The sequence below is a fragment of the Oxalobacteraceae sp. CFBP 8761 genome (assembly GCA_014841595.1).
Taxonomy (GTDB): domain Bacteria; phylum Pseudomonadota; class Gammaproteobacteria; order Burkholderiales; family Burkholderiaceae_D; genus Telluria.
Genome location: JACYUE010000001.1, coordinates 839,839 through 852,276, shown reverse-complemented (window position 1 = coordinate 852,276; position 12,438 = coordinate 839,839). Strand labels below are relative to the sequence as shown.

General features: G+C 63.2%; 8 protein-coding genes. 4 read left to right on the top strand and 4 right to left on the bottom strand.

The window, feature by feature from the left end; translation table 11 throughout:
• Window positions 1–6: 6 nt before the first annotated feature.
• The gene (gene moaA / locus IFU00_03795; protein ID MBD8541402.1) at window positions 7–1,119 is read left to right on the top strand and encodes a GTP 3',8-cyclase MoaA; all 1,113 of its coding nucleotides are present in this window, start codon (window positions 7–9) and stop codon (window positions 1,117–1,119) included.
• Window positions 1,120–1,125: 6 nt separating this feature from the next.
• Window positions 1,126–3,003 (top strand): molybdenum cofactor guanylyltransferase MobA, encoded by a 1,878-nt coding sequence (mobA, locus tag IFU00_03790; GenBank protein MBD8541401.1) that lies wholly within the window; start codon window positions 1,126–1,128, stop codon window positions 3,001–3,003.
• 169 nt (window positions 3,004–3,172) lie between these two features.
• Here the strand turns inward: mobA and rmuC are convergent, their stop codons facing one another.
• Genes rmuC through IFU00_03770 form a run of 4 tightly spaced genes read right to left on the bottom strand, consistent with a single transcriptional unit; the run spans window position 3,173 to window position 8,479 of the window.
• A complete protein-coding gene (gene rmuC, locus IFU00_03785) occupies window positions 3,173–4,510 on the bottom strand; it encodes a DNA recombination protein RmuC (GenBank protein ID MBD8541400.1) in 1,338 nt (445 codons plus the stop codon).
• Between the two features lie 4 nt (window positions 4,511–4,514).
• Window positions 4,515–4,916, bottom strand: a complete 402-nt coding sequence (locus IFU00_03780; protein ID MBD8541399.1) for a group II truncated hemoglobin — start codon at window positions 4,914–4,916, stop codon at window positions 4,515–4,517.
• Between the two features lie 2 nt (window positions 4,917–4,918).
• Window positions 4,919–7,450, bottom strand: coding sequence for an FtsX-like permease family protein (locus IFU00_03775; protein ID MBD8541398.1), 2,532 nt, complete (start codon window positions 7,448–7,450; stop codon window positions 4,919–4,921).
• A 21-nt stretch (window positions 7,451–7,471) separates the two neighbouring features.
• Entirely contained in the window at window positions 7,472–8,479 is a 1,008-nt protein-coding gene (locus IFU00_03770) for an adenosine deaminase (protein MBD8541397.1), read from the bottom strand.
• Window positions 8,480–8,998: 519 nt separating this feature from the next.
• On the opposite strand from IFU00_03770, the gene IFU00_03765 reads away from it, so the two are divergent.
• Complete coding sequence (locus IFU00_03765; protein ID MBD8541396.1) at window positions 8,999–10,921, top strand: PrkA family serine protein kinase; 1,923 nt, start codon at window positions 8,999–9,001, stop codon at window positions 10,919–10,921.
• Window positions 10,922–11,131: 210 nt separating this feature from the next.
• Complete coding sequence (locus tag IFU00_03760) at window positions 11,132–12,403, top strand: YeaH/YhbH family protein (protein ID MBD8541395.1); 1,272 nt, start codon at window positions 11,132–11,134, stop codon at window positions 12,401–12,403.
• The last annotated feature ends 35 nt before the right edge of the window (window positions 12,404–12,438 follow it).

The following is a 12,438-nucleotide window of genomic DNA, read 5'->3' as shown; positions in this document are numbered from 1 at the left end:
ATTGGAATGGCTGAAAAAATCATCCTTATCAATGACCTGCGCTCATCGAAGCTGCGGGTCCCGGCCGTGCCGGAAGCACCTACGGGCCTGCTGAGCGATGCGCTCGGCCGGCCGCTGCACGACTTGCGCATTTCCGTCACCGACCGCTGCAATTTCCGCTGCGTGTATTGCATGCCGAAGGAAGTGTTCGACAAGGATTACCAATACCTGCCACACGGCGACCTGCTGTCGTTCGAAGAGATCACGCGCGTCGCGCGCCTGTTCGTCGCGCACGGCGTCGAAAAGCTGCGCCTGACGGGCGGCGAACCGCTGCTGCGCAAGAATCTCGAACGCCTGGTCGGCATGCTGCGCGCGTTGCCCACGCCCAGTGGCCGTCCGCTCGACCTCACCTTAACGACCAACGGCTCGATCCTGGCGCGCAAGGCGCGAGCCCTGAAAGACGCGGGGCTGGACCGGGTCACGGTCTCGCTCGACGCGCTCGACGACGGCGTGTTCCGCAGCATGAACGATGTCGACTTTTCAGTGGCCGATGTGCTGCACGGCATCGATACCGCGCATGCGGTGGGCCTGGGGCCGGTCAAGGTCAATATGGTCGTCAAGGGCGGCACCAATGTCGACCAGATTCTGCCGATGGCGCGCCACTTCAAGGGTTCGCCGACGATCCTGCGCTTCATCGAATTCATGGATGTGGGCGCGTCAAACGGCTGGGACATGCGCGACGTCGTGCCGTCGGGCGACGTGGTGCGCCGCATCTCGGCCGAGCTGCCGCTGGTACCGGTGGCCGCCAACTACAGCGGCGAGACCGCCTCGCGCTGGCGCTATCTCGATGGCGACGGTGAGATCGGCGTGATTTCCAGCGTCACGCAGGCGTTCTGCGGTGACTGCAGCCGTCTGCGTCTGTCGACCGAAGGCAAGCTGTATACCTGCCTGTTTGCCACGCGCGGCCACGATATGCGCGCGCTGCTGCGCGAAGGGCACGACGATCTGGCACTCAGTGGCGCCATCGCGCAACTTTGGCGCGGCCGGGCTGACCGCTATTCCGAAACCCGCTCGGCTGAGACAGGTACCGGCCAGCTGGATGGGCCGCGGCGGGTTGAAATGTCGTATATCGGTGGCTAATTGACGATGCAAGCACACTTGATCAGCGGATTGGTTCTGGCGGGCGGGCGTGGCTCGCGCATGGGCAACGTGGACAAGGGCTTGCAGCCGTTCCATTCCAGCACCATGGTCGAGCACGTGCTGGCGCGGCTGCGGCCACAGGTGGGGCCGCTGGCGATCAGCGCCAACCGTAATCTCGACACGTACCGCGCGTTTGGCGCGATGGTGCTGACTGACGAGATGGCGGATTTTCCGGGCCCGCTGGCCGGGCTCGAAACGGGCTTGCGCCACTGCGCCACACCGTATCTGCTGACGGTACCATGCGATTCCCCATTCCTGCCACCTGATCTGGCCGAGCGCCTGTTCGCTGCGCTGCAAGAGCACAACGCCGACGTGGCCTATGCCGCGACGCAAGAAGCAGGCATGTTGGTCCAGCCGCATCCGGTGTTCTGCCTGGTGCGCGCTGACCGGCTGGCTTCGTTGTCAGCCTATCTCGCGGGCAGCGGTCGCAGCGTCGAGGGCTGGTTGCGCGATCTCAACGCGGTCGAGGTCGTATTCGATGACGCCGACGCGTTCCGCAATATCAACACGCTCGACGAGCTGCGCAGGCTCGAACAACCCACCTTCCCCGCCAGCCTGGCCCAGGTGGCCAGCTGCATCAATGGCTATGATCCGGACGCGCTGCGGGTGCGCGACGCCCAGCGCATCATCCGCGAATTCGTCCAGCCGGTGCGCGCCGTCGAGATGGTGGCGCTGCGCGCAAGCCTGGGCCGCGTGCTGGCGCGCGACCTGGTCTCGCCGATCAACGTACCGGCGCACGATAATTCGGCAATGGACGGCTACGCACTGCGCGGCACCGACCTGCCGCAGGCTGGCGTGGCGACGTTCAAGGTGGTCGATATTGTCTATGCGGGCAAGCCGTCCGCTGTCGTGCCCGGCCCCGGTGAGTGCGTGCGCATCATGACGGGCGGCGTGATGCCGGCCGGTTGCGACAGCGTGCTGCCGCAGGAATTTACCGACAGCGGCGACGACGTCACGATGACCGTGCGCGCCGGCGCCATCCGCGCCGGCGACAACCGCCGGCTGGCGGGCGAAGATTTGAAAGCCGGCAGCGCAGCCCTGAAGGCCGGCCGCATCATCCGGCCATCCGACCTGGGCCTGTGCGCATCGCTGGGCTTTGCCGAAATCCCCGTGCAACGGCGCCTGCGCGTGGCGTTCTTCTCGACTGGCGACGAGCTGCGCTCGATCGGCGAGCCGCTGGACGAAGGCTGCGTTTACGACAGCAACCGCTATACGATCTACGGCATGCTCCAGCGCCTGGGCTGCGAGATCATCGACATGGGCGTCGTGCGCGACAGCCCTCAAGCACTGGAAGACGCGCTGCGCACCGCCTGCGAAAACGCCGACGCGATCATCACGTCGGGCGGCGTCTCGGTCGGCGCGGCCGACTACACCAAACAGGTGATGGCGCAGCTGGGCGACGTGACATTCTGGAAAGTGGGCATGCGCCCGGGCCGCCCGCTGGCATTCGGACGCGTCACATCGAACGGCCGCAGCGCCTTCCTGTTCGGCCTGCCGGGCAATCCGGTCGCCGTCATGGTGTCGTTCTACTTCTTCGCACGCGACGCACTGCTGCAGATGATGGGCGCGAACGCCCCATTGCCGCTACTGCAGGCGCGCTCGTCCGAAGCGATCCGCAAAAAGCCAGGCCGCACCGAATACCAGCGCGGCATCGTCACGCGCAGCGCCGACGGCACCGCCGAAGTCCGCCTCACCGGCGCCCAAGGCTCCGGCATTCTGCGCTCAATGTCCGAAGCCAACTGCATGGTCGTACTGCACGACGAGCAAGGCAGCGTGGCCGCCGGCGACATGGTCGACATCCTGCCATTCGAAGGCCTGTTCTAACCCCCAAACGCAGCGCCACACCTACCGCAACCACCAAGTTGTTGCCCCCATACCCTTACAAAACAATTGGGGTCAGAGTCGAATTGTTTGACAACATTGGGTAATTGCCCATTAATTCTACTCTGACCCTCATTGTTTTTGTAACCTGGGGGACATTGTAGGGGTGCTGTCAGTCTTCGCGTTCCAGGCCGTCAGAGCCCAGGAGTAATTGGGCGGCTTCGCTTGGGAGGGCTTCGACGGATTTGAGTTTGCGGGCCATCTGGCGGCTGCGCACTTCGGCGTTTTCGATGTTTTTCGCTGCCCGCTCCAGCGTCGTTTTGGTGGCGGCCAGCACGTCGCCGAACTTTGTGAATTCGGTTTTGACCGCGCCCAGCACCTGCCACACTTCGGATGAGCGCTTTTCCAGCGCCAGCGTGCGGAAGCCCATCTGCAGGCTGTTGAGCAAGGCGCTCAGCGTCGAAGGGCCGGCGATCGTCACGCGCAGCGTGCGCTGCAGGTCGTCGGCCAGGCCCGGGCGCCGCATTACTTCGGCGTACAGGCCTTCGGTCGGCAGAAACAGGATCGCGAAATCCGTTGTCTGTGGCGGCGAGACGTATTTGTCGCAGATCGTTTGCGCCTCGCGCCGCACTGCCCGTTCCAGTTCGGCGCCGGCGCGGATGACGCCTTCGGCATCCGCAATGTCGGCCGCGGCCTGCAGGCGCTCGTACTGCTCTTTCGGAAACTTGGCGTCGATCGGCAGCCACAACGGCGCGCCGCCGTCGACGGTGCCTGGTAGCTTGATCGCGAACTCCACCCGCGCGTTCGAGCCTGCCACTGTCTCGACGTTCTTCGCATACTGCTCGACCGTCAATACCTGCTCGAGCAGCATCTCCAGCTGCACCTCGCCCCACGTGCCGCGCGTCTTCACATTCGTGAGCACGCGCTTGAGGTCACCCACGCCGATCGCCAGCTGCTGCATCTCGCCCAGGCCCTGGTGGACTTTTTCCAGCCGCTCCGACACCTGGCGGAACGATTCCGTCAGCCGCGTCTCGAGCGTCGCGTGCAGCTTTTCGTCGACCGTCTGGCGCATCTCTTCCAGGCGCTTGCCGTTGTCTGCCTGCAGGTCGCGAATTTTTGATTCGAGCGTGTTGCGCACTTCGAGCATGCGCTGGGCGTTCGATTCGGTCAGGTTTCCCAGCGTTTGCTGCAGCGTGTCGGCGAAGCGCTTGAGCGCGCGCGCCTGCTCTTCGCGTCCGCTGCTCGATTGCAGCTGCATCTGCTGACGCATGCTGTCAAATTGCTGGACGGAGGCATTGTGGTACTGGGCCAGGTGACCGGCGGTCTCCTGGCGCGTCGATTGCGCGCTGGCCTGCAGTTCCTGGCGCAGCTCGCGCTCGAGCCGTTCGATGTGCGCGCCGTTGCCGTCGCCGCTGCCGCTGCCGCGCAGGCGCAGGCGTAGCAAGACCAGTACCAGCAACGCGATGATGAGCGCGAGGCCCACCAGGATCAGGATTTCTGCTGTCGTCATCGTGTCAATCGGCCTTGTTGCGCATCCAGTCGGCGGTCTCGAAGAAGGACGTCAGCAGGCGCACCCGCAGCGCCTCATCGTAGCCCAGGTCTTCCATCGCCCACGCCATCGCGCGCAGCCACGCGTCGCGCTCCTTGGTGCCGATCGCATACGGCAGGTGGCGCGCGCGCAGGCGCGGATGGCCATAGCGTTCGATATACAGGTCGGGGCCGCCCATCCACCCGGACAGGAACATGAACAGCTTGTCGCGCGAGCTGTCGTTGGGCACCGGGTGCATCACGTGGATGTTGGCGAACTCCGACTCCAGCTGCATCAGGTCATAGAAGCGGTCCACCAGCGCGCGCAGGCGCTCAGCGCCGCCCATGACCTCGTACAGCGTTGGCGTGTCGGCTTGGGTATCTTGCATGCTCACGCCTCCCGCAACGTCTGCAGCGGCGGCTGGCGCAGCACGCCGCGCAGGCCGAACCAGCCGCCGACGATCGCGCACAGGATGCCCACCACCAGGCCAGCCAGCCACACGCCTGGCGCGAACGTCCACGGGAATTTGAATTGGTACGTCGCCAGCGCCCAGCCCAGCGCTGCGGCGCCCGTCGCGGCGAGCAGGCCTGACAGCCCGCCCACCAGCACGAACTCGATCCGCTGCGCCCGCGCCAGTTGCTGGCGCGTCGCGCCCAGCGCCCGCAGCAGGCCGCCTTCACGCGTGCGCTCGGAGGTCGATCCCATCAACGCCGCATACAGCACCAGCACGCCCGAGGCCAGCGTGAACAGGAACAGGAATTCGACCGCGACCACCACCTGGTCCAGCACGTCCTGCAGCTGGCGGATGATGCCCGAAACATCGACCACGGTCAGGTTCGGGTATGCACGCGTGAGCGCATTGCCCAGGTTCGCGCCTTCGGCCGGCACGTGGAATGCCGTCATGTAGGTGGTCGGCGCATTGGCCATCGCGGCCGGATTGATGATGACGAAGAAGTTGGCGCGCATCGAGCCCCATTCGAGCTTGCGCACGCTGGTGATCTTCGCGTCCACCATCAGCCCCGCCATGTCGAAGCGCAGGCTGTCGCCCAGCTTCAGGCCAAGGCGGTCCATGATGCTTTTCTCGACCGACGCTTCGGCCAGGCCGGGCGCATCCTTGAACCACGCGCCTTCGACGACCTCGTTCCCCTCCGGCAGCGCATTGGTCGTCGACAGGTTGAATTCGCGGTTGGCCAGGCGGCGCGCCTCGCCATCGGCAAAGGTGTCGCTCTTGATGGCGGCGCCGTTGATCGCCGTGAGGCGCCCGCGGATCATCGGAAACAGCACCGGCTCCTTCACGTTGGCCGCCTGCAGCTGGTCTTCGACGCCCTTCGTCTGCTCGGGCAGGATGTTGATGACGAAGCGATTCGGCGCATCGGCCGGCGTGGCCGACTGCCAGGCCGCCATCAGGTCACCCCGCACGACGGTCAGGAGCAGCAGCGCCATCAGACCCAGCGACAGCGAGACCACCTGCACGACCGTGGCGCCGGGCCGGCGCTGCAGCGACGTGACGGCAAAGCGCCAGGCCTGCTGCGGGAACAGGTTGCGCATGCGGCGCAACAGCTTGAGGCCCAGCCAGGCCACGAGCGCGAACACGGCGAAGCCGCCGAGGAAGCCGCCGGCCGTGATCAGCGCCAGCGTCAGGTCACGCGCCTGCCAGTAGAGCAGCAGGACGAACGCGCCCACGCCCAGGCCATAGGTCACCAGCGCGGCCGGTTGCGGCGCGCCGGCTTCGCGCCGGATCACGCGGTTGTGCGGCACATTGCGCAATTGCAGAATCGGCGGCAGCGCAAAGCCCACCAGCAGCAGCATGCCGGTGGCCACGCCCTGCAGCGCCGGCAGGATCGAGACCGGCGGCAGCTCGGTGCGGATCAGCGATGCGATCAGTTCGAGCAGCACGAAGTGCGCGCCAAAACCCACCAGCACACCGAGCACGCTGCCCAGCAAGCCGACGAGGGCGAATTCAGTCACGTACATCACGGTGACCTGGTTCTGGGTCAGGCCCAGGCAGCGCAGCATGGCGCAGGCATCCAGGTGGCGGCTCATGAAGCGGCGCGCCGCCATCGCCACGGCCACCGCCGCCAGCATCGCCGATAACAGGCCCACGAGCGACAAAAACAAACCGGCCCGATCGAGCGTCGCGCGCATTTCGGGACGCCCGTTCTCCAGCGTCTCGATGCGCACGCCCTTGAGGTTGCCGTCCCTGATCTGCGCGCGCAGCCAGGTTTCGTAGGCCTTGATGGCCGCCAGGTCGTTGCGGTTGGTCGAGGCAATCTGCAGCCTGAAGTCCACGCGCGCGAAATCGTCCACCAGGCCCGTGGCCTTCAGATCGGCCATCGACAGCATCACGCGCGGCGCGAAGTTCGCGAACGACGCGCCTTTATCGGGCTCGGTGGCGATCAGCTGCGTGATGCGCAACTGGCTGTTGCCCAGCGTGAGCATGCCGCCCACCTGCGTGGACAGCTGCGCGAGCAGGCCAGGGTCGACCCACACGGTGCCGGGCGCCGGCACGGCGCGCGTCGGTTCGCCGCGCGCGCCACTGGCCGCGACCGGGTCGGTCGTGATCTTCATCTGGCCGCGCAGCGGATAGCCTGTTGATACCGCCTTGATCGACGAGAGCTGCGCCAGCGAATCATCGCCCTCGCCTGCCTGCGCCATGCTCGGGAAAGTGACGGTGTCGGCCAGCAGCAGGCCGCGCCGCGCCGCTTCATCGCGCCAGGCCTGGGGCACCGGGTCATCGGTCTTGACCAGAAGGTCGGCGCCCAGCAATTGGTGCGCGTCGCGGTCCATGCCGGCGCGCATGCGGTCAGTGAAAAAGCCGACCGACGTGAGCGCCGCCACGGCGACGATGAGCGCCACCAGCAGGAAGCGCAGTTCACCGGCGCGCCAGTCGCGCGCCGTCATGCGAAGTGCCTGGACGAACATGGCGTCGCTCCGTGGTTAAGGTCAGGCGTTGGCGAAGAAGTCGTCGACTTCGGCCAGGAAGGCGCGCTTGCGCTCCGGGTCGATGAAGGCGGCCTGGAAGCTGTTGCGCGCCAGTTGCCGCGCGTGCGTCACATCCAGCGGCAAGGCGTCGAAGGCAGCGAAGTAGTTCTCGTTGACGTAGCCGCCGAAATAGGCCGGATCGTCCGAGTTGACCGTGACGGCCAGGCCAGCGTCGAGCAAGGTGCGCAGATTGTGCGACCCCATGACATCGAATACGCGCAGCTTGATGTTCGACAGCGGGCATACGGTCAGCGCCATCTGCTCGCGCACCAGGCGCTCGACCAGCGCCGGGCTTTCCAGGCTGCGCACGCCGTGGTCGATGCGCTCGACCTTGAGCACGTCGAGTGCGCTTTCGATATAGGCCGGCGGGCCTTCTTCGCCGGCATGCGCGACCAGGCGCAGGCCCAGATTGCGGGCACGCTCGAACACGCGCGCGAACTTCTCGGGTGGATGGCCGACCTCGGACGAATCCAGGCCCACGCCGATGAACTTGTCGCGGTACGGCAGCGACTCGTCCAGCGTGGCGATCGCGTCGTCTTCCGACAGGTGACGCAGGAAGCACATGATCAGTTCAGCGCTCAGCGGCGCATCCTGGCAGGCGCGCCAGATGCCGTTGATGACGGTCTCGAACGGCACGCCGCGCGCGGTATGCGTTTGCGGGTCGAAGAAGATTTCGGTATGGCGGACATTGTCGGCATGGGCGCGCGCCAGGTAGGCGGCGGTCATGTCATAAAAGTCCTGCTCGGTCAGCAGCACGCTGGCGCCTGCATAATAAATGTCGAGGAACGATTGCAGATCGCTGAAAGCGTAGGCGTCGCGCAACGCTTCGACCGAGGCATAGGCCAGCTGGACGTTGTTTCTTTGTGCCAGAGCAAAAATCAGTTCTGGCTCGAGCGAGCCCTCGATATGGATGTGCAGTTCAGCCTTGGGCATGTTCTGCAGCAGGGTGCGCAAGCGATCGTCAAGCATGGTGTTCTCCAACAGGTGTTCAGTGAATAAGGTCGCGTTGAGGCGACCGGCAAGTGTAACGCATGCGTGCAATCGGCTCATGCCACAGCGAAAAAGCGTGAGTTCATCATGGGGCCGCGCACGATGCGCGTGCACCGCCTGTTGTACCGTTGACGAAAACTCGCTACGCTTTGCAGCACGGCCCGCACGCACGTATGGCGAAGGTAAAAAGCCAACTTTTTGTAGTTGAATCAAGCACTTGTTACCACTTCATCAGGTCGTGCAACACGACTTTGACTTCGGAAACTATTAGGCACATAATAAATTTCAGTAACGCAAAAAGACGCTCTCCATACTGCGGTTAGTTCGATATTTCCGGATCGACAACAAGCAATCGCACGCGCACCATCCACGACGCCGACCACACTGGCGCCGCACGTGACGACCGAACAAGGAGTACGCCAAAAATAACCGGGCCCCCGGGCAGCGCCATGCGCTGCTGTGACAGTGATTCGTTGTTGGCACATTAAAGGAAATTCAATGAGCATCTTTGAAAATTACACGGCCCGCTATGAGCGTACTCGCGAAGAGGAATACTCGATGTCCGAGTTCCTGCAGATGTGCAAGCGTGACCCGCTGACGTATGCCAGCGCACCGGAGCGCATGCTCGCCGCCATTGGCGAACCCACGCTGGTCGATACCCGTCTCGATTCGCGCATGTCGCGCATCTTCGCCAACAAGGTCATCAAGATCTATCCGGCGTTCCGCGAGTTTTATGGCATGGAAGAAGTGATCGAACAGGTCGTTTCGTATTTCCGCCACGCGGCGCAAGGCCTGGAAGAACGCAAGCAGATCCTGTATCTGCTGGGCCCGGTGGGTGGCGGCAAGTCGTCGATTGCCGAAAAGCTCAAGAGCCTGATGGAGCTGGTGCCCTTTTATGCGATCAAGGGTTCGCCCGTCAACGAGTCGCCCCTGGGCTTGTTCAGCGAAGACGAAGACGGCAAGATCCTCGAAGAGGATTACGGCATTCCCCGCCGCTACCTGCGCGCGGTGCCGAGTCCCTGGGCCGTCAAGCGCCTGCACGAATTCGGCGGCGACATCAACAAGTTCCGCGTCGTGCGGCGCTATCCGTCGATCCTCAAGCAGGTCGCCATTTCCAAGACCGAACCGGGCGACGAAAACAACCAGGATATCTCGTCCCTTGTCGGCAAGGTCGATATCCGCAAGCTCGAGGATTTTTCGCAGGACGATCCGGACGCCTACAGCTATTCGGGTGGCCTGTGCCTGGCCAACCAGGGCCTGATGGAATTCGTCGAGATGTTCAAGGCGCCGATCAAGGTGCTGCACCCGCTGCTCACGGCGACGCAGGAAGGCAATTACAAGGGCACCGAAGGCTTTGGCGCGATCCCGTTCGACGGCATCGTGCTGGCGCACTCGAACGAGTCCGAATGGAAGACCTTCCGCAACAACCGCAATAACGAGGCGTTCCTTGACCGCATCTATATCGTCAAGGTGCCGTATTGCCTGCGGGTGTCGGACGAAGTGAAAATCTACGACAAGCTGCTGCGCAATTCGTCGCTCGACAAGGCGCCCTGCGCGCCGGGTACGCTGCGCATGATGTCGCAGTTTGCCGTGCTGTCGCGCCTGAAGGATCCCGACAATTCCAGCATCTATTCCAAGATGCTCGTGTATGACGGCGACAACCTGAAGGACACCGACCCCAAAGCCAAGTCGCTGCACGAATATGTCGATTACGCAGGCGTGGACGAAGGCATGAACGGCCTGTCGACCCGCTTTGCTTTCAAGATTTTGTCGAAGGTATTCAATTTCGACAATACCGAAGTGGCGGCCAATCCGGTGCACCTGCTATACGTGCTCGAGCAACAGATCGAGCGCGAGCAATTCCCGCCCGAGACCGAGCAGCGCTACCTGTCGTATATCAAGGAACACCTGGCGCAGCGCTACGTCGACTTCATCGGCAAGGAGATTCAAACAGCGTACCTGGAAAGCTATTCCGAATATGGACAGAACATCTTCGACCGTTACGTCACGTTCGCCGACTTCTGGATCCAGGACCAGGAATTTCGCGATCCCGATACCGGCGAGAGTTTCGATCGCGAGTCGCTCAACGCCGAACTGGAAAAGATCGAGAAGCCGGCCGGGATTTCGAATCCGAAGGATTTCCGCAACGAGATCGTCAACTTCAGCCTGCGTGCGCGCGCCACCAATGCCGGCAAAAATCCCGCCTGGACCAGTTATGAAAAGTTCCGCAGCGTGATCGAGAAAAAAATGTTCTCGAATACCGAGGAACTCCTGCCGGTGATTTCATTCAATGCAAAGGCGAATACCGAGGATGCGAACAAGCACGCCGATTTCGTGGCGCGCATGGTCGAGAAAGGCTATACGCCGAAGCAGGTGCGGTTGCTGTGCGAGTGGTATCTGCGCGTGCGCAAATCGTCGTAAGCAACAGCGTACAAGCAGCAGTATATAAGTAACAGCGTTGCCGGCTGGCCGCAGGCCGCCCGCCGGCAACGTCCCGCGCTGTACGTGCGTCGCACGTCCGTTCGCGTAGCGTATTAAGATAAGGGCGCTGCTGTTTAAAGGCAGCGCCACAGCGCCAACGGGCGTGTCCAAAACGCCAGATCCGCGCTTACATTGAGCAGGAGGCCTGTTTTGACTTACCTCATCGACCGTCGCTTGCAGGGCAAGAACAAGTCTGCGGTCAACCGCGAACGCTTTCTGCGCCGCTACAAGGCGCAGATCAAGGATGCCGTCGGCCGCGCCATCAAGGGCCGCTCGATCACCGACATCGAAAACGGCGAAAAGGTCACCATCCCCGTCAAGGACGTGAACGAGCCCCACTTCGGCCACGCCCATGGCGGCGTCTGGGAAACCGTCAACCCCGGCAATACCGAATATCAAAAAGGCGACCAGTTCAGCCGCCCGCGCGGCGGTGGCGCCGGCGCTGGCCGCGGCCGCCCCGGCAACAGCGACCAGACCGTCGAAGACGATTTCATCTTTGAATTGTCGCGCGAAGAATTCATGAATTATTTCTTCGAAGATCTTGAGCTGCCGAATATGGTCAAGACGCAGTTGACCCAGACCATTGAGTACAAGAATCAGCGCGCTGGCTACAACGTCTCGGGCACGCCCTCGAATATCCACGTGCTGCGCTCGCTGCGCGGGGCCCTGGGCCGGCGCATCGCCGTGGGCGGGCCGACCCGGCGCCAGTTGGCCGAAGCCCAGGAACAATTGCAGGCGTTGTTCGACGAAGGTGCACCGGCCGACGACCAAGGCGTCGTCGAACTACGGGATCGCATTCACCATTTGCGGATCCGGCTCAATGCGATTCCGTTCATCGACCCGTTCGACCTGCGCTACGCCAACCGGATCAAGATTCCCAAGCCAAGTACCCAGGCCGTGATGTTTTGCATCATGGACGTGTCAGGCTCGATGGACGAAACCCGCAAGGACACCGCCAAGCGCTTCTTCATCCTGCTGTATCTGTTCCTGAAACGCGTGTACGAGAAAATCGATGTGGTCTTCATTCGCCACCACACGGCGGCGGCCGAGGTCGACGAGAACGAGTTCTTTCATTCGCGCGAGTCGGGCGGCACCGTCGTGTCGTCGGCCCTGCACCTGCTGCAAAAAGTCATCAACGAACGCTACGGCAGCGCCGACTGGAATGCCTACGTGGCGCAAGCCTCCGATGGCGACAACTGGGACAACGATTCGGTGCTGTGCAAGCAGATCCTGTCCAATGCGATCATGCCGCGCGTTCAGTACTACACGTATGTCGAAATCACGGACGGCCCGCCACAGAATCTGTGGGAACAATACTGCGACGTCGCCAGCCAGCACCGCAACTTCGCGATGCAAAAGATCGTGACCCCGGCCGATATCTATCCGGTGTTCCGGGAACTGTTTAAAAAGCAGGCCAAGTAGCCGCGCGAACAGCCCAACCAGCCAACAGCAGCGAG

Excerpts from the sequence above, each read along its gene's own strand:
- moaA (MBD8541402.1), top strand. The coding sequence starts at position 7 with ATGGCTGAAAAAATCATCCTTATCAATGACCTGCGCTCATCGAAGCTG.
- mobA (MBD8541401.1), top strand. The coding sequence starts at position 1,126 with ATGCAAGCACACTTGATCAGCGGATTGGTTCTGGCGGGCGGGCGTGGC.
- rmuC (MBD8541400.1), bottom strand. The coding sequence starts at position 4,510 with ATGACGACAGCAGAAATCCTGATCCTGGTGGGCCTCGCGCTCATCATC.
- IFU00_03780 (MBD8541399.1), bottom strand. The coding sequence starts at position 4,916 with ATGCAAGATACCCAAGCCGACACGCCAACGCTGTACGAGGTCATGGGC.
- IFU00_03775 (MBD8541398.1), bottom strand. The coding sequence starts at position 7,450 with ATGTTCGTCCAGGCACTTCGCATGACGGCGCGCGACTGGCGCGCCGGT.
- IFU00_03770 (MBD8541397.1), bottom strand. The coding sequence starts at position 8,479 with ATGCTTGACGATCGCTTGCGCACCCTGCTGCAGAACATGCCCAAGGCT.
- IFU00_03765 (MBD8541396.1), top strand. The coding sequence starts at position 8,999 with ATGAGCATCTTTGAAAATTACACGGCCCGCTATGAGCGTACTCGCGAA.